The 26,342-nt window shown below is 51.8% G+C and carries 22 protein-coding genes and 1 pseudogene; 9 read left to right on the forward strand and 14 right to left on the reverse strand.

What is annotated here, in order from left to right:
• Nucleotides 1-53 precede the first annotated feature (53 nt).
• From MRBLMS1_RS23750 to MRBLMS1_RS23765, 4 genes are all read right to left on the reverse strand, one after another.
• Complete coding sequence (locus MRBLMS1_RS23750) at nt 54-875, reverse strand: alpha/beta fold hydrolase (protein ID WP_485882384.1); 822 nt, start codon at nt 873-875, stop codon at nt 54-56.
• A gap of 116 nt (nt 876-991) precedes the next feature.
• On the reverse strand, nt 992-1,630 hold the full coding sequence (locus MRBLMS1_RS23755; protein ID WP_485882386.1) for a TetR/AcrR family transcriptional regulator: 639 nt from the start codon (nt 1,628-1,630) through the stop codon (nt 992-994).
• A 94-nt stretch (nt 1,631-1,724) separates the two neighbouring features.
• The gene (locus MRBLMS1_RS23760; protein WP_485882388.1) at nt 1,725-2,681 is read right to left on the reverse strand and encodes a bifunctional helix-turn-helix transcriptional regulator/GNAT family N-acetyltransferase; all 957 of its coding nucleotides are present in this window, start codon (nt 2,679-2,681) and stop codon (nt 1,725-1,727) included.
• A 70-nt stretch (nt 2,682-2,751) separates the two neighbouring features.
• Nucleotides 2,752-3,174 (reverse strand): hypothetical protein, encoded by a 423-nt coding sequence (locus MRBLMS1_RS23765; protein ID WP_485882390.1) that lies wholly within the window; start codon nt 3,172-3,174, stop codon nt 2,752-2,754.
• A gap of 133 nt (nt 3,175-3,307) precedes the next feature.
• On the opposite strand from MRBLMS1_RS23765, the gene MRBLMS1_RS23770 reads away from it, so the two are divergent.
• Entirely contained in the window at nt 3,308-3,829 is a 522-nt protein-coding gene (locus MRBLMS1_RS23770) for a DUF1993 domain-containing protein (RefSeq protein ID WP_485882392.1), read from the forward strand.
• Between the two features lie 19 nt (nt 3,830-3,848).
• On the opposite strand, the gene MRBLMS1_RS23775 is transcribed toward MRBLMS1_RS23770, so the two are convergent.
• A complete protein-coding gene (locus tag MRBLMS1_RS23775; RefSeq protein ID WP_485882394.1) occupies nt 3,849-4,565 on the reverse strand; it encodes an SDR family oxidoreductase in 717 nt (238 codons plus the stop codon).
• Nucleotides 4,566-4,728: 163 nt separating this feature from the next.
• Here MRBLMS1_RS23775 and MRBLMS1_RS23780 point away from each other — a divergent pair, with 163 nt between their 5' ends.
• The 4 genes from MRBLMS1_RS23780 (at nt 4,729) to MRBLMS1_RS23795 (ending at nt 9,159) form a co-directional block, all read left to right on the forward strand.
• The gene (locus MRBLMS1_RS23780; RefSeq protein ID WP_139090201.1) at nt 4,729-6,033 is read left to right on the forward strand and encodes an MFS transporter; all 1,305 of its coding nucleotides are present in this window, start codon (nt 4,729-4,731) and stop codon (nt 6,031-6,033) included.
• 83 nt (nt 6,034-6,116) lie between these two features.
• The gene (locus MRBLMS1_RS23785) at nt 6,117-6,680 is read left to right on the forward strand and encodes a cysteine hydrolase family protein (protein ID WP_485882396.1); all 564 of its coding nucleotides are present in this window, start codon (nt 6,117-6,119) and stop codon (nt 6,678-6,680) included.
• A 425-nt stretch (nt 6,681-7,105) separates the two neighbouring features.
• Nucleotides 7,106-8,686 (forward strand): isocitrate lyase, encoded by a 1,581-nt coding sequence (locus tag MRBLMS1_RS23790; RefSeq protein ID WP_485882398.1) that lies wholly within the window; start codon nt 7,106-7,108, stop codon nt 8,684-8,686.
• Between the two features lie 257 nt (nt 8,687-8,943).
• Nucleotides 8,944-9,159: a type II toxin-antitoxin system HicB family antitoxin gene (locus MRBLMS1_RS23795; RefSeq protein ID WP_485882400.1), complete on the forward strand. Its 216-nt coding sequence runs from the start codon at nt 8,944-8,946 to the stop codon at nt 9,157-9,159.
• 110 nt (nt 9,160-9,269) lie between these two features.
• On the opposite strand, the gene MRBLMS1_RS23800 is transcribed toward MRBLMS1_RS23795, so the two are convergent.
• Both MRBLMS1_RS23800 and MRBLMS1_RS23805 read right to left on the reverse strand, forming a co-directional pair.
• Nucleotides 9,270-9,704 carry an STY0301 family protein gene (locus MRBLMS1_RS23800; RefSeq protein ID WP_485882402.1) on the reverse strand — a complete coding sequence of 145 codons (435 nt, stop codon included), beginning with the start codon at nt 9,702-9,704 and terminating at the stop codon, nt 9,270-9,272.
• A gap of 8 nt (nt 9,705-9,712) precedes the next feature.
• Complete coding sequence (locus tag MRBLMS1_RS23805) at nt 9,713-10,099, reverse strand: BPSL0067 family protein (protein ID WP_485882404.1); 387 nt, start codon at nt 10,097-10,099, stop codon at nt 9,713-9,715.
• Between the two features lie 158 nt (nt 10,100-10,257).
• Between MRBLMS1_RS23805 and MRBLMS1_RS23810 the strand changes: the two are divergent.
• Together MRBLMS1_RS23810 and MRBLMS1_RS23815 are read left to right on the forward strand one after the other, a co-directional pair.
• Nucleotides 10,258-10,554, forward strand: a pseudogene (locus MRBLMS1_RS23810) (type II toxin-antitoxin system RelE/ParE family toxin); the annotation flags it as partial.
• 31 nt (nt 10,555-10,585) lie between these two features.
• Entirely contained in the window at nt 10,586-11,005 is a 420-nt protein-coding gene (locus MRBLMS1_RS23815) for an addiction module antidote protein (RefSeq protein ID WP_485882406.1), read from the forward strand.
• A 337-nt stretch (nt 11,006-11,342) separates the two neighbouring features.
• Here the strand turns inward: MRBLMS1_RS23815 and MRBLMS1_RS23820 are convergent, their stop codons facing one another.
• The 3 genes from MRBLMS1_RS23820 to MRBLMS1_RS23830 all read right to left on the reverse strand — a co-directional run bounded on the left by MRBLMS1_RS23820 (nt 11,343) and on the right by MRBLMS1_RS23830 (nt 18,123).
• Entirely contained in the window at nt 11,343-13,271 is a 1,929-nt protein-coding gene (locus tag MRBLMS1_RS23820) for an AAA family ATPase (protein ID WP_485882408.1), read from the reverse strand.
• A 1,658-nt stretch (nt 13,272-14,929) separates the two neighbouring features.
• The gene (locus MRBLMS1_RS23825) at nt 14,930-16,102 is read right to left on the reverse strand and encodes a PIN domain-containing protein (RefSeq protein WP_485882411.1); all 1,173 of its coding nucleotides are present in this window, start codon (nt 16,100-16,102) and stop codon (nt 14,930-14,932) included.
• A 29-nt stretch (nt 16,103-16,131) separates the two neighbouring features.
• Complete coding sequence (locus tag MRBLMS1_RS23830) at nt 16,132-18,123, reverse strand: ATP-binding protein (protein ID WP_485882413.1); 1,992 nt, start codon at nt 18,121-18,123, stop codon at nt 16,132-16,134.
• Between the two features lie 743 nt (nt 18,124-18,866).
• On the opposite strand from MRBLMS1_RS23830, the gene MRBLMS1_RS23835 reads away from it, so the two are divergent.
• The gene (locus MRBLMS1_RS23835) at nt 18,867-19,025 is read left to right on the forward strand and encodes a hypothetical protein (RefSeq protein ID WP_485882415.1); all 159 of its coding nucleotides are present in this window, start codon (nt 18,867-18,869) and stop codon (nt 19,023-19,025) included.
• A gap of 192 nt (nt 19,026-19,217) precedes the next feature.
• The gene (locus MRBLMS1_RS23840; RefSeq protein ID WP_485882417.1) at nt 19,218-21,680 is read left to right on the forward strand and encodes a hypothetical protein; all 2,463 of its coding nucleotides are present in this window, start codon (nt 19,218-19,220) and stop codon (nt 21,678-21,680) included.
• Between the two features lie 333 nt (nt 21,681-22,013).
• Here the strand turns inward: MRBLMS1_RS23840 and MRBLMS1_RS23845 are convergent, their stop codons facing one another.
• The 4 genes from MRBLMS1_RS23845 to MRBLMS1_RS23860 form a co-directional block, all read right to left on the reverse strand.
• Nucleotides 22,014-22,214, reverse strand: coding sequence for a helix-turn-helix transcriptional regulator (locus tag MRBLMS1_RS23845; protein WP_485882419.1), 201 nt, complete (start codon nt 22,212-22,214; stop codon nt 22,014-22,016).
• A 137-nt stretch (nt 22,215-22,351) separates the two neighbouring features.
• The gene (locus MRBLMS1_RS23850; RefSeq protein ID WP_485882421.1) at nt 22,352-23,218 is read right to left on the reverse strand and encodes a phage integrase N-terminal domain-containing protein; all 867 of its coding nucleotides are present in this window, start codon (nt 23,216-23,218) and stop codon (nt 22,352-22,354) included.
• Nucleotides 23,219-24,216: 998 nt separating this feature from the next.
• Complete coding sequence (locus tag MRBLMS1_RS23855; RefSeq protein ID WP_175445081.1) at nt 24,217-24,855, reverse strand: DUF4102 domain-containing protein; 639 nt, start codon at nt 24,853-24,855, stop codon at nt 24,217-24,219.
• Nucleotides 24,848-26,158 carry a tyrosine-type recombinase/integrase gene (locus MRBLMS1_RS23860; protein ID WP_485882423.1) on the reverse strand — a complete coding sequence of 437 codons (1,311 nt, stop codon included), beginning with the start codon at nt 26,156-26,158 and terminating at the stop codon, nt 24,848-24,850. The genes MRBLMS1_RS23855 and MRBLMS1_RS23860 overlap by 8 nt, the downstream gene beginning before the upstream one ends.
• Between the last annotated feature and the right edge of the window lie 184 nt (nt 26,159-26,342).

Consider the following 26,342-nt stretch of genomic DNA (forward strand, 5'->3'; position numbering starts at 1 on the left):
CTGCCCTGCGATGACTGTTTCCCGGCCCTCGGCCCGTGCGGCGAGTGGCCTGTTTATTTTGAATTTATGGTAAGGAAGGACTGCAACAAGGTATTCACACGCTGCGCCTGGTCCAGGGGCGTGGCGTGGCGCGAATTCGCAATGACCTCGAACTCGCAATGCTGAAACTGTGCGGCAAAGACCCGCTTGCTGGCGACGGGCGTGTAATCCTGGTCGGCCGCCATAATGAAAACGGGCATGGCCAGGGCCTGGAAATGGATGTCGATATCCCAGTGAAAAATGGCGTCCAGCGCGGCCAGGTAGGCGCGCTTGTCCATGCCCGCCATCTGCGTGGCGAAGCGCTCGACGAGCGCGTGCTGGGCAGGGTCGGGAAACAATTTCTTGCCGATAATCTTGCCCATGGTTTTCAGGCCAAACGTGGCGATCACGGTGCGGCGCAGCCAGTAGGCAAACAGCAGCGCGGCAGGTTTGCTGCCCTGGAACGGTTGAGAGTTGATCAGGCACAAACTGGCCACCCGGCCCGGCGCGCGGTTGGCCATCTCCAGGCCCACCATGCCGCCCAGGGAAAAGCCGACGATGTGCGCGCGCGGCACGTCGAGCTGGTCCATCAGGTTGAAAAGGTCGTTGGCGAAGTCGCCGATCTGCCAGTCGCCATTGGGCGCGGGACTGCGGCCATGGCCGCGCAGGTCGGGCACGATCAGACGAAAGGTACCGCCAAGGGCGTCGATTTGCGGGCGCCAGTCTTCGGCGCAGGAACCGAGGCCGTGCAGCAAGAAAACGGGCTCTGACTGCGCAGGCTCGCCCTTCCCCGTCTCAGTGCCGAGACCCAGGTCGAGGTAATGCAATGGAACATCGGATGTCGTGTGACGCCGCATTCTGTCTCCTTGCTGTTGAACATGCTTTGTGTTCAGGTGCAGGAATATGTTTTCCCGCTGTTGGAAAACATAATACGGAATCCGAATTCCGATTTCAAGTTAAATCGCTAAATAGTTCAAGTCAGGTAATTTAAAGCAACACGCACCAGTTCATCCTCGAGCGCCGCGCCCGACAAAAAGGACAGCGAGCCCGTCAGGGTGTGCTGGTTGAGGATGCCCAGCAGCACGGGTGGCACCACCATCATCGCCTTTGTCGGATTCGGGTGGCGGATGCTCGATGACTTGCTGGCCAGCACGGCGACAGTGCGTTGAGAAATCAAATGATTGATCTGGTGCACCCTGTCGCGAAATTGCGCATCCTGCGACGCCCGCGTGATCAGGGCTCGCAGCACGCCGCTGCGCCCGCCATTCACGGCCACGAACATGGCCACCATGGCGCGGATAAACTCTTCCAGGCTGCGCCCTTCCCACTGGCGCAGCTCCGTCAGGGTTTCGACCTTTTCCACCATGTCGGAAAAAAAACGCTGCAGCAGCAAACGGCTCAAGGTGTCCTTGTCGCCCAACAGACGGTAAAACGTGCCCACCGAGGTTTCCGCCAGTTTCGCCAGGTCGGCCACGCCGATTTCATCGAAACGGTTTTCCGCGAGCAACTGTTCACCGACCTGCAGCAAGCGCTCGAACGCTTGCTTGCTGCGCGCCTGGGTGGGCTCGGGGGGAACGATCATCTGCGGGAAGGGCATCGGAAAGGAAGGCATGCGGCGTCGGCGTCTCTCGATAGTGGAACCGTGGTTCCGTTATGGGTGCGCGTATTGTAACGCGGGAGACGGCCGATGGGTGCGTTCAAATGTGCTACCGGCCCTGCCACTCCATGTAGACGTCGGCGCGCTGGTAATGGGCGTCGCCGGCCGGCCGCGCCACGTGCGTAAAACCGCTGCTTTCATACAGGCGGATGGCGGGCGCCAGCTTGCTGTTCGACTCCAGGAACAGCAGTTGCGCACCACTGGCCTCGAAGGCGTCGAAAGCCCGTTCGATCAGCCGGCGCGCGATGCCCAGGCCTTGGCACTCTGGCGTGACGGCCATCTTCGACAACTCGATGCTGGCGCCATCGGCGCGGATCAGGGCGCACGTGCCGACGATCTTGCCATCGAGGCGCGCGAGGAAAATCTGCCCGTCAGCATCAAGGATCGAACTTTGCGGATCGGACAGCACCTTGTCATCGAGCGCCTCGACATAGAAGTAGCGTTCCAGCCAGGCGATATTCAGGCGCTTGAAGTCGGCAGCATAGGGTGCCGCGTAATCGATGATCTCCACGGCGGCCCGCTCGCGCTGGCGCCGGCAGGCGGCGATCGTCTCGCCGAAACCTTGCGCCTGCAGGCGCGCTTCCGCCCGGTCCAGGCTGACCATCAGTTGCGGCGTATCGTGCTCGAACACGGTGTCGACAGCCGCGCGCACGTCGTCCCACAGCGGTGCCATATCGCGCAGCAAGGCTAGCCCGGCGTCGGACAGCGCCAGCAGGCGCCGCCGCTCATCCTTGGCGTCCGGCATCTCCACTACCATACTCGCATCGAGCAGTTTGCGTCCCAGTTGCACCACCACCGGATGCGTCTGCCCGATCTGTGCGGCCAGGACCGTGATTGACGTGGGGCCGTTGTCGCGCAGCAGCAATAACAAAGGGAAACAGCGTGACGTCAGCTCGACGCCAGCCGCCACATAACTGGTATCGACACCGGCATACAGTTGATCGGAAAGACGGCGCAGTCGGCTGGCCAGCATCAGGGAGCCGTAGGTTTGCAGGGTGGAGGACATGTTTAACAGGATATATGTAAGTAGTTACGTATACCGTAACGTAAACCGGTCTTGCAGGTCAAGCGCAGGCTTAGTCCTCTTCCATCGCCGCCTGGAGCTTGGCCCGGAATACCGCCCCAGCCATCTCGCCCAGTCCCGGCCACACTTGCGTCAGCCAGCGCCTGCCCTCCTCGCTCGGCTCCACATACGGCGCGTCGCGCGTGGCGCAGGCCAGGCCGATCGCGATGACTTGTTCCGCATCCTCCAGGCCGCCGGCGATCATGGCGGCGATGGGCAAGGCGATCAGCTCGGTGGTCAAATGCGGACGCAGCAGGCAAGCGGGCGCGATGATGGCGAATGACGCTTCCACATAGCTCCAGCAATTGGTGGGCCAGTGGGCGGCTTTCACGGTGTCCAGGAAGACAGCATCACTGAGCGTTTCCGGATGGGCTTGCGCCTGTTCATAAAAGGCGGCCAAGGCGACGAGTTGGGGCGGGGGAGTCCAGGTGGGCATAGCGCATGATCCAGGCAAAGCCGCGCTGGGCTGGCGGCAAAGGCGGACTGTAGCATGTTCAACCGGCACGCTGAAACACGGCTGGCCCGGGCATAATGCCGGCATCGCTCTCGCCCTTTACTTGAGGAAATCCATGTCGGTCTACGCCATCACCATCCCCTGCTTTGCACAGATGCTGCGCTCCCTGACGACGCTGTTAAACAAAGGCGAAGAACGCGCCCAGGCGCTGGGTTTCGATGCGCAAAACCTGCTCGATGCGCGCCTGGCGCCCGACATGCACACCTTGGCGCGCCAGGTGGAATTTACGTGCACCCAGGCACAGGAAGCCGTGTGCCGGCTGACGCGGCAAGCACTACCCCAGCTCGCCACGCCCGCCAACCTGCCGCAAGCCAGGGCACTGATCGACGACACCTTGGCAATGCTCGCTGCGGCGGACCGTGCAGCGGTCGACGCTGGCGCAGAGCGGCAAGTATCGATCACCTTGGCCGGCGACCTGACCTTCGACATGACGGGCCAGGAATACGCCGTCAACTGGGCCACGCCGCAATTCTATTTTCACATGGTGACGGCCTACAACATCCTGCGCCATAACGGCGTGCCGCTTGGCAAGGCCGAGTATGTACAGCATATGTTTGCCTATGCACGCCCGGCATAACGACGAGGGCGCGTAAATCCTAAAAGCGCTCGTCGCGCAGCGCCGGCATCACCAGTTCGCGCACGAACGAGGCATTCGACAGGCTCAGCAGCATGCGCACGACGGCGACAACGTCATGCACGGGGATCAGCTCGCCTTCGCCACGCGCGGCAGCGTCCGCCAGCGGCACGGCCAAGCCATCATAGGTATTCAGGTAGCCCAGCTGCAGCGCCGTCACGGCCAGTCCCTGTTCGCGGAAACCTTCGCGCAAGGCGTCGGCAATGCCGTTCAGCGCGAATTTCGACGCGCTGAACGTCACTTCCGGGCGGCCGCTCTGGCGCAAGCCGGACGTCGACCCCGTGAGTATCAGCTGCGGCTTGTCGCTGGCCAGCAAGCGGGGCACGAGGCGCTTGAGCAGCAATATCGTTGCCGTGATGTTGGTATTGACCATGTCGACGATGGCATCGTCCGCATCGCCGAGAAAAGCGTAGTCATCGCTGAACGCCTTTTCTTCCCACACGCCAAGGTTGTAGATCACGGCGTCCAGGGCGGCAGGCGCTTCGCGCGCGATGCGTTCGACGGCCTCGGCGGGTGCCGCCAGGTCCGCCGCGATCCATTGCAGCTGCGTACCCTGGCCGGCAGGCAAGTCGGCGGGTTGCTGACGCGATACGCCGATGACGGCATGTCCGTCCACGAGCAAACCGTCGACCAGTGCGCGTCCCAGGCCCCGGCTGGCGCCCACGATCATGATGTTCATGCAGTATCCTTTCCAATGAAGTCAACGCTGATGATAGCGGCGTTGTATTAAGCACAGCTGAGGCTGCTCCCCCTACCCGCGCGCCTGTCACAGCATTTACTCACGCGGCGGAAATGCGTATGCTAGCTCTGGCAATCTCCGATAACACACAAGAACGAGACACATGCCTACTTCCAACACCGCCGCAATCAACGCCGCAAGCCGTCCCCTCACCCAGCAAGACTACAAAACCCTGTCGCTGGCCGCCCTCGGTGGCGCGCTGGAATTCTACGATTTCATCATCTTCGTCTTCTTTGCCAACGCCATCGGCCAGTTGTTCTTCCCACCGGAAATGCCGGAATGGCTGCGCTTGCTGCAAACCTTCGGCATCTTTGCCGCCGGCTACGTCGTGCGTCCGCTGGGCGGCATCGTCATGGCCCACTTCGGCGACTTGCTCGGCCGCAAGCGCATGTTTACTCTCTCCATCCTGATGATGGCCGTGCCGACACTGCTGATCGGCCTGCTGCCAACATATGCCACCATCGGCCTGGCCGCCCCGCTGCTGCTGCTGTTGATGCGCATCTTCCAGGGCGCGGCCGTGGGCGGCGAAGTGCCGGGCGCCTGGGTGTTTGTGTCCGAACACGTGCCGAGCCGTTTCACGGGCTTTGCCTGCGGCGTGCTGACGGCCGGGCTGACCGTCGGCATCCTGCTCGGTTCGCTCGTCGCGACGGGCTTGAACACCGTCTACACGCCGGCAGAAATCACCGATGGCGCCTGGCGCTATCCATTCCTGCTGGGCGGCATCTTCGGCTTTGGCGCCATGTATCTGCGCCGCTGGCTGCATGAAACACCGGTGTTTGCGGAAATGCAGCAGCGCAAGGCACTGGCCACGGAAATGCCCTTGAAATCCGTGCTGCGCAGCCACCGCGGCGCCGTCGTCGTCTCGATGCTGCTGACGTGGATGCTGTCGGCCGGCATCGTCGTCGTCATTCTGATGACGCCTGCCCTGCTGCAAAAGATCCACCACATCGCGCCGCGCACCACCCTGGTCGCCAATACCGTAGCAACACTGTGCCTGGCCTTCGGCTGCATCATCGCCGGCATGCTGGCCGACCGCCTGGGCGGCAAACGCGTGATCTTCGTCGGCTCCGTGCTGCTGGCCATCAGTACGTATATCTTCTACACCACCGTCGGCACCCGCCCCGACCTGCTGCTGCCCCTGTACGCGATGACGGGCCTGTTCGTCGGCGTCGTCGGCGCCGTGCCCTACGTGCTGGTGCAAGCGTTCCCGGCCCAGGTGCGCTTCTCCGGGCTGTCGTTCTCCTACAATTTGTCGTACGCGATTTTTGGCGGCCTGACGCCCGTGGTCGTGACCCTGATGCTGAAGAACAACGTGCTGGGCCCTGCCTATTATGTAATCGGCGTGTGCGTGGTGGGCATGCTGACGGCGCTGTTCATCAAGGATCAACGGCAGACCGTGGGGCGCTAGATCCGCTAGCCTCCGGCAATCACTCCGGCACTATCCCCCAGGCAGGCGCCAAGTGCGCCTGCCATCCATTCCAGGCTACCAACATGCATGCCCACCATCCCGCACTGATCATCATCGACATGCAACAAGGCATGGCCAGCCCCGCTGCCGGAAGCCGCAACAATCCCGCTGCGGAACACCAGATTGCCACCCTGCTGCAAGCATGGCGCGCGGCGGACGCCACCGTCGTGCATGTGCGCCACATTTCCAGAACGCCAGGCTCGCCCTTCTGGCCGGGCCAGCCCGGCGTGGAATTTCAGGTAGCGCTGGCGCCTTTGCCGGAGGAGCATGTCGTGGAGAAAAATGTGCCCGATGCCTTCATCCACTCGGGACTGGAACGCTGGCTGCGCGTGCGCAGCATCAGCAAGCTCGTCATCGTAGGCGTCAGCACCAACAATTCCGTGGAGTCGAGCGCGCGCACGGCGGGCAATCTGGGCTTTGCCACGCAAGTTGTCGCCGATGCGTGTTTTGCATTTGCGCAAGTCGATTATGCGGGCACGCCGAGAACGGCGGACGAGGTGCATGCGATGGCGCTGGCCAATTTGCAAGGCGAGTATGCGCAAGTGGTGACAGCTGCGGACGTAATCGATGCACTGTCCCGCCCCTGACCTGCGCCGGCGTCCCATCTTGACTACCAGGTTGTTGCCGGCACACGACATTCACGCTGGAACAGCCTTCCCCGCAAGGCCTCCCGCCCATTCCCTGCAGACATGCACAAGCTTGCGCCACCTTCGGGTGGCTTTTTTTCGTCCCGATTTGTCGCGCTGCACCAAATTCTGAAAAGACGTTTCACATCGCGGAATTTCCGACAGCAGACTCAGCCAGCAATGCTCTCACTTTTTGAAAATTCATTTCATATCATGAAAAATAATAATTAATACCATTAAAAACAAAGACTTAATTTAAGTTATATGTCTTATATAAGACTTGAACATCGACACGGATAAGCCTACTATTTAGTCATGCAGTTCGCATCGACACAGCGGCGCACTCGACGATTTTCTCAAACTTAGTTTTTCTTTAGGAGATACACATGTCCCAATATCAAGACGACATCAAGGCTGTTGCCGGTTTGAAAGACCAACAAGGTAGCGCCTGGAACGCCATCAATCCCGAGTCCGCCGCCCGCATGCGCGCCCAGAACAAGTTCAAGACGGGCCTGGACATCGCCAAGTACACGGCGAAGATCATGCGCAACGACATGGCCGCCTACGATGCGGACCCATCCAAGTACACCCAATCGCTCGGCTGCTGGCACGGTTTCATCGGTCAACAGAAGATGATCTCGATCAAGAAGCACTTCAACAGCACCGACCGCCGCTACCTCTACCTGTCCGGCTGGATGGTCGCCGCCCTGCGCTCCGAGTTCGGCCCGTTGCCAGACCAGTCGATGCATGAAAAAACCGCCGTCACCAGCTTGATCCGCGAGCTGTACACCTTCCTGCGCCAGGCCGATGCCCGCGAACTGGGCGGCCTGTTCCGCCAGCTGGACGCGGCTCAAGGTGCTGAGAAGCAAGCCATCCAGGCCAAGATCGACGGCCACGTCACCCACGTCGTGCCCATCATCGCCGACATCGACGCCGGTTTCGGCAATGCCGAAGCGACCTATCTGCTGGCGAAACAATTCATCGAAGCGGGCGCCTGCTGCATCCAGATCGAAAACCAGGTGTCCGACGAGAAACAATGCGGCCACCAGGACGGTAAAGTCACGGTGCCGCACGAAGACTTCCTGGCCAAGATCCGCGCCATCCGCTACGCCTTCCTGGAACTGGGCGTGGACGACGGCATCATCGTCGCCCGCACCGACTCGCTGGGCGCCGGCCTGACCAAGCAGATCGCCGTTACCAATGAACCAGGCGACCTGGGCGACCAATACAACTCCTTCCTCGACTGCGAAGAAGTGTCGGCCGACGCGCTGGGCAATGGCGACGTCATCATCAAGCGCGAAGGCAAGCTGCTGCGTCCTAAACGCCTGCCGAGCAACCTGTTCCAGTTCCGCGCCGGTTCCGGCGAAGAGCGTTGCGTGCTCGACTGCATCACCTCCTTGCAAAACGGCGCCGACCTGCTGTGGATCGAAACGGAAAAACCGCATATCGCGCAAATTGGCGGCATGGTCAGCGAAATCCGCAAGGTCATCCCGAACGCCAAGCTGGTGTACAACAACAGCCCGTCGTTCAACTGGACCCTGAACTTCCGCCAGCAAATCTTCGACGGCATGAAAACGGCAGGCAAGGACGTGTCCGCCTATGACCGTGCCCAGCTGATGAGCGTGGAGTACGACCAGACGGAACTGGCGATCGCCGCCGACGAGAAGATCCGCACCTTCCAGGCCGACTCGGCCCGCGAAGCCGGCATCTTCCACCACCTGATCACCCTGCCGACCTATCACACGGCAGCCTTGTCGACAGACAACCTGGCCAAGGAATACTTCGGCGACCAGGGCATGCTGGGCTACGTGGCCGGCGTGCAGCGCAAGGAAATCCGCCAGGGCATCGCCTGCGTGAAACATCAAAACATGTCCGGCTCGGACATCGGCGACGATCACAAGGATTACTTCAGCGGCGAAGCGGCGCTGAAGGCGGCTGGTAAAGACAACACCATGAACCAGTTCTGAGCTTTTGGATTGGCTGTAAAGTGAAAAACCCGCTTCGGCGGGCTTTTTTGCGTCTGCGTTGTTGGCAGGCGGCAGTTTTGTTGTTTTGTAGGTCGGCTTAGCGGAACGCGTAAGCCGACATGCATGGCCACAGGCTAGGATTGGCGGGTTGCTTGTTGAGTGCAAAAACCCGCTTCCGTGATCTTTTTGTATTTTGAATCCTGGTCTCGCAGCGACTATGCTGAAACACACGCTCAGCTCAATCACAGGGAGCAGCCATGCATATCCCCGTTGTCATTTTCAAAGATACCGGTAGCGTGTACGGCGTGAACGTCCCCGACATCCAAGGTGTCCACTCCTGGGGCGATAGCGTGGAAGACGCGCTCAACAACGTTCTGACCGCCATCACCAGCCACATCGAGACATTTGCTGGAGCTAGGCGAACCCGTGGAAATCACGCAAAGCAAGATTGTAACCCTGCAGGCAAATCCTGATCATGCGGGAGGGATGTGGGCGCTGGTCCAGCTCGACCTTGAAACACTCGATAGCAAATCGTGAGGAAGCCTGCAGCTGCGCCAAGCGATAGCGCCGATACCAAAATCACTTAACGGCAATCGATATCGATCTCATTCTGCCCAGCCTTGCTGCCCTTCCGGTAAGTCAATTCACAAACGCTGACACTGTCATCCATGCGCCTCGACAGCGTTACTTCACCATGCACGCCGTAGCTGCATTGCAGCCACTTGCCGTCCGGATAGCGGCCTTCCAGACGGTAGCTGAGCGTCGTTTGCCCTTTCCTCTTGCGCTCCGCGCTGGGCACAAGCTGCCCCCTGCGCTCCGGTGCACCATCGATGGGCGATGCGGCGTTCAGGTAGAGGGGGCCGTCAATATACGGTGTCCAACCGGACGGTACGGCAGTCAGGCTGATCGATGTCGCAGGCACGCTCGCCGGGCAAGCGAGAGGGGCGGCCATCGCACCTTGCGTGAACACAGGGAAAATGCAGCAGGCGGCGCTGATCAACAAACGTTGATATTGCATGGACACCCCTATTCAATGACGAAAAAAGCGTCGGCATTGTTGCTGGGATCGATATGCAAGCCATTCTTGTACTGGCCTTTGGAGCGCAAGGTTCGAGAAGTCACGATGCCCAGGCGCTTGCCTGTCCACTGATCCATGACGAGGATACCGTCCAGGGTCTGCCCCATATACAGGGCCGCGTGATTGCCTTGCGGATGATTCGCATACTTGCCGTTGATGAACGTGGCAATGGCCGTGCCCTTGCGCAGTAGCCGATTTCCCAGCACGGCCTCCCCTTGCTTCCAGACCAGTGTGGCAGGCGCGCCCGCGTAGTGGCGGACCAAGGTGGCGCATTGATGGTTGCCGACCATGGTGGTTTTTTCCAGATCGTCGACTTTGGTGTAGGTGTAGGGCATGGGGCTCTCCGGGGTTGGTGGGAGAGGCTTACGATACATGGGGGAAACTATGGGGGGATTGAGGAGGGACAAGGTTTGCGGGGGAATAATGGTTGCGCAAATTTGATTGCGCTTTTGTATTCGAATGAATACAATGATTTTATAAGACGGTCAAAAAAACCAGAAACTTCAGCAACTGGCTGTCCGAGATCAAGGACGACAGGACAAGGGCAATCATTGCCCAGCACATCGTCCGACTGGAAAGCGGGCTAGGTGACGTGAAACCGGTGGGTGGCGGCGTCCGTGAACTACGCATTAATGTAGGGCCAGGCTGGCGCGTCTACTTCATTGAAGTTGAAGGGTATGTGATCGTGTTGCTCGTTGGAGGCAACAAGAGTACTCAGACCGCCGACATCAAGAAGGCCAGGCAGATGATCAAGGAATTGAAGACGTCTGCCACAAACCCGAAAAAATAATGGCGACCCGAAAAAATACAGGAGGTGCATCATGACTGAACACAACATCACATTGTCCAACCTTGAAGGGCTGGATCTGGAGGACTTCGATCCAGCGGAATACATCACCAGCGATGAAGCAGCCGCAGCCTACATCACGCAAGCACTGGCAACCAACGACGCCGCCATATTTGCCGCCGCCATTGGCGATATCGCCCGTGCGCGCGGCATGAGCGATATCGCCAAGGCGGCGGGATTGGGACGAGAGAGTCTGTACAAGGCACTTCGCCCGAATAGCCAGCCGCGCATGGAGACTATGACCCGCGTTCTGGGTGCGCTTGGGGTGCGGCTGGTGGCGGAGGTTATTGGGCCTGGGAAGCGGGATAAGGTGGATGGGGCTTCCAAAAAAGCGGGGGCTGCAAAACCGCGCTCGCGGGGCAAGCCGGCTGCAGCGAAGCCAGCAGCTGTCTAGGGCTAGGTCTGTCATTCGGCGGACACGGACTGATGCTGTGGACGCCTAAAAGCCTATTAGGCCTTTGTCGGCATGAGTTCATAGTCAATTGGGGAATTCAAAGGATCGGGCCTACCGGCCGCTCCCCTTCGATCCGACCAACTGCTGCCCGTTGCGCGGGCAGCTTCGCACGCCGAGGGCGTGATCAGGCTCTCGACTGAGCTGGCTACTACCGTGCGCAATGCTTCAGCCACTATCCAAATGGCAGACCAATCCCTATGGGTGCTATGGGTGTTAGCTTCATCACATCAAATCTTGCGTCGCTGCCTATCAGGCTTTGACAGAAAAAATTGACGAATTACTTAGATTTGCGAGGCTTCCGGGGACGAAAGTAGTCGACCACCTCCGTTACCCACGAAGGTATCCCCACCGAATTTTCAGCCACATATTGGCGAGCAAATTTGACTTTATTATCATCTTTATCAAAATACTCTTCCATCATTTTTTTAGTGGCAAGAGGTCCCAAATCCAAATGTCCAAAGACAGAGGCTGAGCTAGCATTTATTGTGGCAGACGATATAATTTCCTTGATTACTTGATTGGAACCCAAACTATCCAGCCGAGAGGCTGTATCAACAAAATGATCCGCGTTCAAAGCTTGTTCGATTTCCGTAGCAGGAGAACTTCTTTGATCATCTACATTAACAAGTATACAATCATCAACCAAGGGTTCATAAATAATTCTGCTAAATTGAATTGATACACTTTTTGGTTTTAAAACAATCGCTTCCAACCTCGCATCAGTATCTACCAAACATAATACTTTTCCAGTCGCTCTATATGCAGGATCATTCAAAGGTTGCCACAAATATTCATATGTCCTGCGAACTTCTTTGCAACCACCGAGTGGAAGAATTCTTAGGTTGTCTTTCTCGATCAAATCAGCCAAATAATATTCCAGATAGATCTTATCAGACAAACCTTCACAGAGGATCCAGTTGTAGGGAGTTGTCCTTATCGCCGAAGAAACAATCGACTGAATCATATCATTATAGCTTTTAAGCTCAACATCTAAACTTATAGGTGCAATTGCGCCTTTTAATTTGTGTTTAATTTGCTCACGGAAATTATACAGATCAAAAGAATAAAATGTGTTTTTTTCGTTTTCTTGACTAATGGCATGCGCAACCCCATTTTGAACAATTGGTAAAAATCCGTACCAATGTGTAGTGACTAACACTTGGGTTGGAGGAGAGGTAATTCCGGGTATAGCTGCAAGCTTTGCGAATTGGTCATGGCAAGCTGAAGTATGTAAGGATGCATCCGGCTCATCAATAGCTAGAATGACTGTATGACTCCTTGATGCGCTTCGAGCCAATAAGGAGTAAGAGAGATCTATTAATGCCCGCCTCTTTTCTCCAGCACTCATCTCCCTGACCGGAATAGAGTGACCTTTCTGTTTTCCATGCAATATTTTTATTGAAAAGTAAGCCTCAAAAACCTTCTCCACTAGATCATTCATAGTAAGTTTATTTTTATAAGATCCTTTATATTCATAATTTTTAAGGCTATTACCAATCTCACTTACAAACTGTTGCAGCGAAGTATTTATTATGGCAACCGTACCGGAACCAATAGCTTTCTGAATTTTCTCCTTTATATCCTCATCCAAAAGTTTTTGCACGTGCCGAGATTCAATTGCTGAAAACAGGTTAGCATCAGCCTCCACAGGAATATAAAAATATGCATATAAACTAACAACTTCAGATAGCAAATCATTGATTTCAGACTCGCCAATAGACAGCTCATCAAAAATTTTTATAAGAGCAGGATCTTTTCCAAATGACGCGATAAATCCGCCATTCCTTCCATATTGCTTTCCTAGTGATAGTAAATAATGCGATACATGGCTATATCCACTTTTTACAAGGTTCGCACGTATATCGTAGAAATCGGTATGCGCATCGACTGTTCTGTAGTTAGTAGTCCACAAGTACGAACTAAGCGCGTCGGCAGCTTCAACATTTCTCAACATATCCCTAGGCACTAAAAATATTGGCATTATGAAAGGTGCTTTTTCATCGCCAGATATTCCTCCTTCCGACTTAGCTTGTACGTTGATACTCCAGTCACCACCATTAAAAAATTTATCTAAAGCATCCAAGATTGAGCTCTTTCCGCTTCCATTCGCTCCCAGATACGCGGAAAATCCAGCTCCTGCACTAATAGGAATAAAATTAATTGCACGATAAATTTTATAGTGACGCAAAAACAGTCCAACCAGCATGTGCCCCTCCGGGAATTTTATGGTAACTTAGTGTAATGCAATTTTTGTTATGAATCCACTGCAATTAACATCAAAACGATCTTCATGATGACCTGTAAAAATACAATAGATTACAGTAAATATTACAACGACTCCCAACCTCGCATAGTTCTACGACTTACTTCTGCGGCTATAGTTTTTATCGGATTTTTCGGCCAAGTAGCAAGATGAAATTTATTGTGAATTCAGCTCTAAAGCCTTTCATCACGGGTCCGAGCCGGGATCAGGGCACGACCCGCGACCCGGGGTCAGGTCCACCGTTACGACACGGCCCCAACCATGTCAGTTTCAGCCTAAAAAACACTGCACTACCTTAGTAAGCATACACATTGACGTATATCATATCCGGCATAACGAGAACATTCCGACTTGATTTTCGGACCTATTTCATCCGTTACTTTAGGATAGAAAAGTAGTCTGAATACGATCATTTCTCGCTATCTGACACTACTTTGTAAGTTATTGACTGATTTGTGGCACTGACGATATCAAGCGTAAATCGCATAAACTTTATAGTTTTCGAAGTACTCAAGTCGTACTCGACGTTTTGGAAAAATGCTGGCGCCGCCATCCCGCCTCGATATTCTCGATAGGCGACTTTAATAATATCCCCCGACCTACCGGAGTAAAGTAGCTCCCGGCGAATATAGTCCTCTGACGCCACCTTCGAAACCTGCCAGCCGTCTGGGGAGTTTAGAATCCCAACCCAGGTTCTCACGGTCCTTTCTGAGCCATTTTGATCGACTAGAAAAGCATCCCCTATTGTCGCAGTCTTTGTCTCGCCCACTCTATATGATTTGAATACTTTGCTCTCTAAAGTAGTTGATGCGCACCCCGCTAATACAAGCATGGCAAACATTACTGTAGCCGTTTTTAGTTTTCGCATCACTACTCCTAGAGCCGGCATCCGCACGTGCCGTTCGCAATTCGAGTATAGGCTTTATCTACTTAGCAGTCCCCCTAAATGTGAGAATATAGCGTAAGGCGCGTGCCTGGCTTAACACGCGGTGCTGGGGGCAAGTCACCATTTGCATACAAACTAAGGAAAGGGCAGGGGTCAGGCCCGCAATTCGGACACGAAACTTATGCGCTGGACGCTGTGGAAGCTTGCTCAGTCGAACCCTAATTAGAACCACGAACGCGCGCCGCAGGCGCGCGAGGCTGCCGCGCAGCGGCAGCAGTTGGTCGATTCGGAGAGGGCCGGGCCGGTAGGCCCGACCCTTCGAATCCCCCGCGCACGCCCCGCAGGGGGCGTGCTTCTCTCCGCGTACAGACGAAAAAAAAGCTACCCGAGGGTAGCTTTTTCTTTTTTCGTCTGTGGCGGAGAGGGGGATTCAAATCCAATGCCAGGACCCGCATATATCCTAGACTATGGCAATTTGAAATTTCAACATAACCCAAAACATCCCCCTCCATTAACCGATCAGAAGGCACCAGCTCTACCATTACGTTTCACGCGCGAAGGCCTATATTTTCACGGGTTTGACCGCTTCTGGCAACATTGCGGGGGCTTCCAATGACCGATTTCACCGAGGTGTAATGGCAACAAATGTCAACCGTCGTGATACGGGTGCGGGGGTAATATCGTCACCACTAACACATGAAAGTCAGAAAATCACTTAGTCCCGTCCACTCATCCAATCTGGCTCTAATTCGTCCAGATAAAAATGCAAGGAATTAGGTTCAATCTCCCATTTCATATCCTCTGGATCTGTTGATTTGTTCGGGATTCGTAAAACCACGGAAACTGAAACATCGAAATCTTGCACAATACTGCCACCTCCCATAGAAATATACTCTCGATCAACAGAGTCCCATTTCTGAAACGAAAAATTAGCCTTATATTCACCCGAAACTTGCAAAGCAAAAATAACAGAAACAGCTTCTTCATCAATATCAGTTACGACTATAGTGTTAGGCCCATCCACAAACTCGCATTTTTTCAACTCCACTTCTGAATCGTCTTCCTCACATTGAAATTGTGATTCGATGTCACTGGTAACATGATCAACCCAATCAAAATCCCTAATTTCCTCTTCAATTTGTGAAAAAATTTCTGACTCAGGATCGTTTAGCATCCCTCTTAATTCCTCAATTACACTTTTAACCGCTTCATCTGGTGTTTGAAATAACGCTAACGCTGTGGCAAGATCCGTTACAAGATGTAGTTTATCAGACTCTTCACAAAACGTTGCCCAATCAGCATCTCGCGAAACCACTACTAACTCTGTTCCCTCATCCGTTGCCCATCCTGCTAAACTCAATAAAGCAATTGCATCGGGAAATTCACTTTTTTTCAGATTCTCACGATGGAATGGTGGATTCGCATTGAAATAGCATCTCAGGACATCACTTACATTAATATGATCATCTGCGCTAACAACAATAGCTTTTGATTCATGCAAAAACTTCTCGACCTGCATTTCACATAGATCAGAAGAGCTAGGCAGTTCATGAAATTTATCTTTTACTTCCTGAACATAAACCTGATCAAAACCTACGAAGTCGGCCGCATCAACCATATCACGTCCAAATCTTTCTTTTTTTGTAGTGATTGAGCTAGTTAAATGCCTAGAAATTTCCCTCAAAACGATTTCAGAAATTACCAATTTTGCAGGATGACGACCAAATTGTTGTAATTGCGAAAAAAGTCCTCTATCAAGCCTCATTCCACTATCATCGAATACTGTGGTATCAATGCTTATTGCCGATATGATTTTTTTCTGTATACGTATTTTTATTTCTGAATAGTCAACAACAAATGGCAATCTAGCAGTTTGGATTTTTTTCATGGCCAATAATTATATGTCTAGAATTTTAATTAAATTCCGGAATTTAAATCTTCTCCATCATCCTCATCACTAAAATTTGGGATGAATTTTGCATGCGCTCTCTGTAAATAAGCTTTGGAACTATCTCTATCTGCTTCATATGATAGTTGCTCATTCACAAATCTCAATCGAGATCTTGCATCATTGATAACCTCAGCCCACTCTTTGACCCACACAGTAATGTTTAACTCAGCATCATCGAAAACCTGCCCCTTGGGACGGCCCCGCTGATTAGCTTCACGTTTTGCATATGCATCCATTTCGTTTGAAATAGCTACAAATGTCCAGGTGGCTGGAACACCAGCAAATCGCTCGTCACTGGCAACGGCAATTGCATATTTTTTTATTTGCGTCAACACATCATCGTTAATTTTCTGTGATGGCCTTTTTAATTCCACAATTAAATAATCATATTGACCATTTCTGGGCTGCACAACCTTCTGCAACATTAGATCAACGCGTCCAGTCTTCCCATCGCCAACCTCAACAGCTTTGGCGTCGTCTGTACGAGGACCTAATTTCGATAAGTGCTTACGCAACACTTCTTCCAAACGTTGCTCACTTCCAGCGAGAGAAAACTCCTCATGGAAGAGCCAAGCCTCAGTTTCAAGAATTTTATGCAACTGATCCCGTTCAAGCAGCTTCTTCTTACTTTCTTTATCAAAAATTAGGGCCTCAAGACCGTTTAGCATATCGAGTCTATTAGCAACTATTTTGGCGGAACTTATAATTGAAGATAGAGGTGTTTTTTCAAGAAGAAGTGCCAAATCATCTTGAGCCTCTTTCTTCAAACCCAAAACCTCTCCGATAATGAACTGTACAGAATCTGGGTTCTGACGGATTGCTTGTGCTAGCAAGAAGAAAGTAAATTTCTTTTGTTTTATATCTGATTCTTCAAACGAAGGAAGATAGCTTTGCACATTTACAGCCAAAATATCAAATACCTGCCGTTCAGCAAATTCAATTGGATCTACATTTTGACTATCTTCATAAGGGTAAATCTTTTCCCTCTTCCACTTTTCTACTATTCTACTTTGACTTGAAGCAAGTCTTCGACGGAAATGCTCCTTCATTTTATTTTTTGCAACACGTACTATAGACTGAACGTCTTCATGAAGATCCGCTAGCGCCAACAGTCCACTCTTGTCTAGTTCCCGAAAATGATCTGACTTTATATATGCAGTAAAATTAAAACCTGGCGCTCTAACCTGCTGCCCAGCTGGAGTTTCATGCAAAGAAATTCCTGAAGAGTCACAAAGATGGACTACTCGTTCGGTAGGAATGCTCCACTCAATAATTACAACGGAAGCAAGCACTTTACGTTCACCACTGAGGTCTATTTCACCTAAGTTGTATTCTTCTCTTTGAATTTGTACTGCTGTGGGGTCAACATTGTTTCCATCATACTCAATTGATGCCTCGGGATATTCAGTTAAAAATACAGCAAATATCTTTGCCAAACTCATTTGAGCTGTTTCGTCTTTTAGAGATCTAAAATCGTTTAGCACGTTGTGAATCGTAACTTCAGTTCCGCATATATCGTTACCCACTTCCGAAACATTTCCGATATCAAAATTGTCTAAGGCATTTGCTTTTCCAATTATTTTATACGAATGCGATTTCTCACCACTTTTGTACGTCGTTGCCCACTCAACTTGACTACCTAAAGCAAACGCCTTAAAGCGGCCTTTACCATTTTTACCATGAAGCGAGCGACCGTCTTGGCGAACAGCTGCCTTTTTCCACGAGTCCCCTAAGCTACCAAATAACTTATCTGCTTCAGAGAATATAATTCCTTGACCATAATCGCGTACACGAACAGATTCAAGTCCGTTCATTTCATTAATATCCAAGAAAATTTCAACCTTGTTGGACTTTGCGTCAAACCCATTCCAAATAAGCTCAGCCAACGCAGCAATAGGTCTTGCCGATGTTAATGACTGAATGAAATCTTTTTTTGCCGTAACTTGAATAGTTCCCATGCACTGATTACTTTCAATTTAAAAATTATTTAACACTTACTAGAGAGACGAAGCGCAACATTGTCTTATTAGACCTCAGTAGCTTTTTATTTAGGTTCCTCGCCAAGCCGCTAGTGCAATATATTAATATTACAAAAATCAGCACATGCCCTTACAGACTTCTAGCATGCCATACTGGCATAGATCCTTTGAAGCCTACCAGAATAGCGCATAAAGTAGTACATACCCTCGATGGTTGCTGCGATCCTGCATCTCACAGGTTTTAAGTTTTTTCACTTTCATATCTAGTTCGCGGCGATCTTCATCGGATAGCTACACTGCCTCCATCCTAATTCTAGAAGCGATGTACAGAAAATACCTACTCTAGTCTACGAAAAATGACAACATTTGTCGACAGAAGATTCTTGCTAAATCCGACGCAGGAGCAAGAATAAAATATATGATGGTTAAAATATCATTATTTCCTCACAATAAGAAGTGTTCAACCATGCTCAAAATCCGATCTAACACCGCTAAAAACTATTTTAGTTCGACACATCGCGTCGACACATTGACATCATTAATTTCATGATGGCGATATATTTAGTAAATTTTAAGCTATTTTTCGTCATTTGCACGACGCTTACACGTTCAACAAAAAGAATTTTGTTTGTTACATTTGGATAGTATTTCTAAAACCGCGTAAAGTATGATCTGCAAGTACACTACAGCAAAAATACCTACTTGTGTATCGAGAATACACTGTGAAGATCACCGAACTGCAAGAAATTGCGGTAGCCGCAGCTATGCCCCGCACCCTAGATGCGAAAGAAAAAATCACCTCCTTCACGAAGAAATATAGTTTTAACATCGACGACGTCAAAATACAAAAACGGAGACTATCAAGGCCGATGATCCAGTAAAGTATAGCAATGATGAGGCTAGCGATACTTGGACAGTCCTGGAGCGTCCACAAGAAGGTGTCAAAGAAATATAGGATCAGTCCCTGACAAGATAATTGATAGATTTGTGCAATATGCCGAATGATTTTTTTGATAGCGTTAAATATTTAATTTCTCAACAGATTTTTATTTCTTTAAGGTATGGTCTTATTTATGCATGAGCACATTGTCGCTATTAATTTAGCTAAAGAAAATGAAGGTCGCTCCTTAAACGAAGCGGATACACGCCATCAGGTTATAAATCGAATTATCCATGATGTATTAGGATGGCCGGAAAACCATACCGCTCTTGAGAAGGCAGTTAATTCTGGTTATTGTGACTACGTATTGAAAAAGGCCTCTGGCCAAATTGCAATTGTAATAGAAGCTAAGCGAGAAGGACTTTATTTCTCAATTCCTATTACTGCTCGAACTGGTCAAGATGTCGGCCACATCTCGATTCGCACACTCATGACAGATAAGAACGTTAGCTCAGCCATCTTGCAGGTAAGAAATTACTGCTTAGATCTTGGCTGCTCCTATGGAGCCATAACCAACGGACATGAATGGATAATTTTTAGGGCTTTCGAACAAGGGATTGACTGGAAATCATTACGCGCTTTTGTGATACCTAGCCTTGACGGATTTTCCAGCTCATTTACACAAATATTTAACTCTTTATCTTATAGATGTGTTAGTTACGATGGCTCCCTAAATTCTTTACTGTCTAGAAGCATTCAAGAAAACAGAGAAACATATCGACCAGGCTTTGAAATACCAGCGTACGCACGTGCTATTCAACCAAATAAATATGTTCAGCAATTGCGCCCAATAGCTGATCGATATTTTGGAGTAATTGACGAAACTCATTTAGATTTCATGGATGCATGCTATGTCTCCGATAGGGAATATGAGAATGCATTTCGTTCTGCTCAATCACTTCTCACAGATTCCTTAACTCCATACTTAGAAGAATACGGAATTAAACAAATAACTAATGATGATGGAGGAGGTGCATTTGGGAATCGTATTGAAAAAAGCATCTTGGAGAGGCGCGGAGATGTCGTAGTTCTCTTCGGTGGAAAGGGAATTGGAAAATCAACTTTCCTACGTAAATTACTCTTTGTTCGACAGCCGCAAATATTAAGAAAGAATGCTGTCACAATAATAATTGATCTGCTTTCCACACCCGAAGAATTAGGCCAGGTACATAATCAAATATGGCAGAAGTTAGTCGCAGGACTTGATATAAATAAGATCCTAGATGGAAACAGAGATAATCTATTGCGCCTCTTCTCTGATCGTTTTGAAGTAGCTCAGAAACAAGATTTATATGGATTAATCGATGGAAGTGTCGACTATCAGAAATCTTTAAACAATTTAATCGCAGAATGGAAAAAAGACCAAAAATATGTGGCTGAAAGACTAGTAGAATACCTTCGCTCAATACACAAAGGTGCTGTGGTAGTCATTGACAACACCGATCAGTACGGAAGAAAATTACAGGAACATTGCTTTTCCACCGCACATGAAATTGCGGCATCTCTTAAATGCCTTACTATCGTGTCAATGCGAGAGGAAAGATTTTATGCATCGTCAATCCATGGAGTGTTAGACGCTTACCAAAACTCTGGGTTCCACTTAAGTTCGCCCCCTCCCCATAGTGTTTTCATTAAAAGACTAGAGTATGTTAAGAAACTACTATCTGCTGATCTCATTAGTCGCCACATTGGCGGGATAGATGCAAATGACGATGTTAGAAAAACCATTCGAAGTTTAGTTGTTAGTTTTGAGAAAGAATTTCGCAATCCAAATTCCCATTTAGCTAGTTTTTTGACGGCTTGCGCCCACGGGAATATTCGTTTAGCCTTAGAACTATTTAGGGGGATGTTAATTTCTAGGTATACCAATATCGAAGAGATTACCTCGTCAAATACATGGAAATGGCAAATTCATCAAGTACTAAAGCCGGTGATGATACCGAATCGCTTTTTTTACGATGAGACGCAGAGTCATGTTCCGAATATTTTCCAACTGCGATCCAAAATTAGATCGTCGCATTTTACTGCTCTTCGGGTACTACGCCCGCTATCAAAATTAAATGAAATACAAGGTACTGCTTTTCAACCAATATCATCAATAATTATTGATTTCTCCAATCGTTTTCAGATGGATGAAGACTTCCGATTAAGTTGTGATATGCTTCTTAAATATGGGCTAATCGAATCAAGCAATCGGATCGACGAGTTCAATGACGATATTGACGGCCTCAGAATTACGGCATACGGTAACTATATTTATAACGATTTAATAAAGGCATTTACATATATAGAATTGGTATCGACTGATACTGCGGTATTTGATTCCCGGATTTCAGCGGAACTGGCGTCGCTCTCCATAGAGGAATATGGTTTATGGGAAGGATCTTGGGTGGATGTGCAAAAGCGACTTGAACGCGTAGAAACTCGTTTAAAAAAAGCCGACGAATTTGTCCGTTACTTAGAAGCAGAAGAGGAAAGAGAGGTTGATGATTTTGGTTTGACCCCAGAGGAGCGTTTTACTCCTGGAATACGTATTAGCCTGGATGACGAAAGTGAAAATGTTAGACGTAGTGCAAACCGTCAAATATTTAAGTAAAATAATTTACATATAATATTTATTTCCACTTAGTTGATCATAAAAAATATTTCATCTAACATTTTAAGTTAGATGAAATATTAGACAACAAATGCACAATAAATTACAATTAATTATTTATTTGATTATGCCTCAGCGCATCGATCTCTATCTCTCCCATTGAAAACTCTGCAACGGTCGCCTGAAAAGCCCACTATACAATTCAAGCACACACACAATCCATTGCGTTACGATCTCGACAAGTGCGACAGGTGCTAGCCACATCAATAATACCTTCTAGATACCTCTCACGATGGTAGAGTGTTTCAGATCAAGCAGTTATTGACCTCCCGCTCAAGCGGCTCCACCTCTAGCATCTATACAGCGCTGCTGCCAATGAGCGATTTCGTCAGCGTCCCAGGCAACAGACTTGGGGCCGATGGGAATTGGCGCTGGCAACACGCCTGCCTTCACCTTGCGCCAGATCGTGGCACGTGACCAGCCGGTGGCCTCGATGACCGCAGGCAAGCGGAGGAATTTTTTAGTCGTGGTCATAAGATTCTCCTTCGATTGATGAACAGCAAACAATGGAGAGTCATGCCGACTCTCCGCGATCATTCCGGCAGCGCCAAGGCTGCACTCCTTTGCAACTCTTCTGTTCCATTCGCTACTGCCCTGATACAAGTGAGCGGTCATCTGCCCAGGTAGATGGAAGTGACCTGCTCACGCCCATGCCCCATCTCCGCCGAAATCTTCAGCCGCGCGGCGTGATCTACCAATTTTTGTGAAGCATCCAGCTGCCTCGACGTCGGGCCGCCACTGGCTGGACTCGGTCGGCCAGTCAGCTCGGCATAGCGCCGCTGCGCGTACTCATGGCGCAGACCATGCACACCATGGATGCCAGCCTTGTCGCACTGCGCACGAAAGCGGTTCAACTGGTCCCGATAGCGCAACTGCGCCGGAATCAAGCTGCCTTTGCCCACCAGCGCCTTGGCCGCTTCCAGCATGGCGCGCTGCTGCATGGTGGCAATCGGCACCTCCCGGTATTTGCCGCCCTTGGTCCAGCTATCCTGCAGCCGCAAGACGCTCCCGCCATCGGCCCATCCCGGCTTGATCTTGATGCTTTCCTCGCGCCGCAATCCAAACGCCGCCTGCAACTGCAAGGACATGCGCGTATACGGATCATTCACACGGGTCAGCGTGTCGGCGTCGAGCACCTTCGCCTTCGAGAGATTGGTGACAAACACCCGCTCTACGATGCCGTATTCACCGTTGGTGCGCGCAATGATGTTTTCCTTGCCGATCTTCTCGGCCCACCAGCGCAGGGCGCTCATGCGATTCTTGATGGTTCCAGTACTGACGCCATCCTGCTTCCACTTGTCGAGCAGCGCCGCCACATGCTTCGGTTTCAGGCTGTCCACGCTCATATGCTGGAAGCCCCGTTCCGCCAGGTCGTTGGCGCACAGGTTTAATAGGCGCTCGCGGTCGGCCTGCGTCGCAAAGCTGCCATCCCGGTTGCGGTGACACAGTTGCTTGAGCTGGTAGTTCAGGTCGCGCATGGCAAAGTCATCCTTCCGATCATTGGTTTTCACATCGATGCCGCGTGGTGTAATCCTGTCGGGTAAGTGTTTCTGGCCACCCTCACTGCCTCGGCAGAAAAGGTTGAATCAAGGGCCTCGGGACACCACTCCCGTGTATGCGGTTGCTGTTACTGCCTGCCCGCGCCGCATGCGCGTGTGGCACCGCTGCGCGCTCCCGGAGGAAGCTGCCGCAGCGGGGACCAATCACCCAGGGTCCATGGAGTGCACATCGTGCACGGATCAACTTCAACTAATCAGCCCATTGCGGGCAAAGGACATCGCAGGGCTTGCCTGCGATGCGGGGCGCCTGGCCCCGTCACTGAACACCATCACGCGGTGGAATGCCGCTTGCCGCCTGGGCCTATGCCGTCGGCGGCGCGTCGTCACTGGCAGCACGCCGCCAGTAACGACGCGCGCACGTAGCCATGGCATGCGACGGCATACAAGCCAGCATCGCACTCGCGGTGACGATACTGGCGACTCTGAAGCACATGCGCTGGCGGCAGCCGCGATGGCATCGCATCGCTGGCATTTCTGCTGACGCTGCGGCTTGCGGCAAAGCCATGCTGTGCTTCATACGGTGCGCAACCTCGCGGGGCATGCGAACCAATCAGGGCAGGAGTCTTGCTCCTGTTTGAAGAAGCGCCCACCGGGCGCAATCATCCAGGCAATCCGTCTTGCGGACTGTGGGATATGTAGGCGCTGAAGGCAGCGCTTTATCTTGCCGAGATGTGCATGCTTCTGCATGGCCCGGCGATATATCTAGCAGAAACTGCTATGTATCATGGTGGCGGGTAACGACCGCAACGCCTATGCCGCTAAGCATAGGGACATGCTCGAAGCATGCCCTCGTGGGAGCGATTCCCACATAAGAGAGCTTCATTCTATGCCTGATATCGACGTTTGCAAGTGGTTCGTTTCGTCAAGTGCGCTTTTCGTAGTACGCAGAATTGGGACCCGGTCAAAGACTCCGATAGCTACTGCATGTTGTCGCCCTGGCGACGTACCCGCCTCCTTGACTCCTTCATCGCACTAACCAATTGGTCCATGCTCATACCGTTACGTAAATAACTGGCAGCGAGCGCCGTCGCGACACCCTCCAGCTGACGGGAGACGACCTGCAAACCAGCCTGTTCAATTTGCCGAATGGCTGCTTGCTGGATACTGTGCTGTGCTTCACTGATGGAAATGCGCTGCAATGCCGGAAATAAGGCGGTTTCGAGGTGACGGATAGCGAGCAGGGTCGCCCGCCGGATACTGGTCTGCACATGGCCCCACTCCGGCTCATCGAATATTTCGTCGATTGGAATAGGCTTTGGCAGTGGATGCAATTTTTCTCGATTGAATTCTGTGCGCGGGTCCTGCTGCAGCTCCAGCAGCTGATGCGCTGCAAGCCTGTGTTCGCGGGCTTTGACGATAGAGACTTCGGGATACCTGCCAAAAGTCAGAACGCTTTCGCCACCGCTTTGCTGGCGATACTTCATGCGCCAGACCTTGCTGCCGCTGGGCTGCACTGCGATGTACAGACCAGCCCCATCGGATAGTTTGTATATTTTGTCCTTCGGAGCAGCTTGATTGATAAGCTCATCCGTGAGGCGCAATACATACTTAGACATGGTGCCCTCCTGTTCCGCCATCCCGGCTGAATTCGCCACTGACCAGCGTTAATCTTGGCGTCTGCGGCGGCGCTCCCTTGCCGCTTACGGCATCGATGTAGTCGGCCCAATCCTGCATCATCTTGCGCCGTTCCGCCAGGAACTGCGCCCGGTCATAGGCGCTGGCCACCTTATCCTTTGGTGCATGTGCCAGTTGCCGGTCCACGACTTCATGCCGGTAGCCCAGGCGCTCCTTGATGGTGCTCATGGCCAGCGCCCGGAAGCCATGGCCGGTCATCTTGCCCTTGTATCCCATGCGTCCAAGCGCCACCAGTATCGTGTTATTGCTGATCGGCTTTTCGTGGTCGCGCTGATTCGGGAACAGGTACTTGCTGCGGCCCGTGATCGCGTGCAGTTCGCGCAGCAGCTTCAGCGCCTGGCGCGACAGGCAGACGTGATGGTTGGTCATATCCGGATTGACGGTCAGCTTGCCGCGCTTCATGCGCTGCCATGGAATGATCCACTCGCCGCGCTCCAGGTCGATTTCACTCCAGGGCGTTTCGATCAACTCGCTGGTACGCACAAAGCACAGCAGCATCAGCCGCAGCGCAATGCGCGTCGGCGCGAACATGCGTGCTTCGTTGCGGTCCAGAATGGCCAGGAACTGCGGTAGTTCGTCGGCGTTGATAGCGGCGAAGTGTCCGGCGCGGACGGTCTTCAACACATCCTTCATATCGGTGACCAGATTACTCTCTGTGAATCCGCATTGAATCGCGTAGCTGAAAATTGACGCACATACCGCTTTCTGGCGATGGGCGATTTCGCTTGCGCCGCGCTCCTCGATCTTGCGCAGTGCAGCGATTACATCGAGGTGCTTGAGTTCATCGATGGGCCTGCGGCCAATGGCCGGGAAGATATCTGCCTCCAGCCGTTGCAGGACGTTCTTGGCGGTGCGCTCGCTCCAGGTCGGCACCTTGTTGGCGTGCCACTCGCGGGCAATCTTTTCAAATGTGTTGGCGGCGCGCTCCTTCAATCGCCGCTTGGCGTCATCGCGGTGCTTGCCGGGATCGATCCCTTGCAGCATCAGGCGGCGGGTCTCAAGGCGCTTTTCGCGAGCATGCTGTAGCGTGATTTCCGGATATGGGCCGAAGGTCAGCAGGTTGTCCTTGCCGTTGGCCTGTCGGAACTTGAAGCGCCAGATGCGCGAACCGCTTGGCGTCACCTCGATATACAAGCCGTCGCCATCAAACAGTTTGTACAACTTCTCGCGTGACTTGGCGTTCCTGATACGAGCGTCAGTCAGCGGAGCAATGATCTTGGGCATGATGCACCTCCACGTCAACGTGTTGAAAGAACACTATAGACAAGATGGTGCAAATTAAAAGAGTAGACGATCAAGGGTATGCCGCCGATTCCACATCACCTACCCTAAAAAAAGCGCGATGCATTGAAATGGGCTGACACGACCTGAGACGCCGAAAAACGAAAAAACCGCTTAGAATCAAGGC

This window comes from Massilia sp. LMS1-1-1.1 (assembly GCF_040815535.1).
Lineage (GTDB): Bacteria > Pseudomonadota > Gammaproteobacteria > Burkholderiales > Burkholderiaceae_D > Janthinobacterium > Janthinobacterium aestuarii.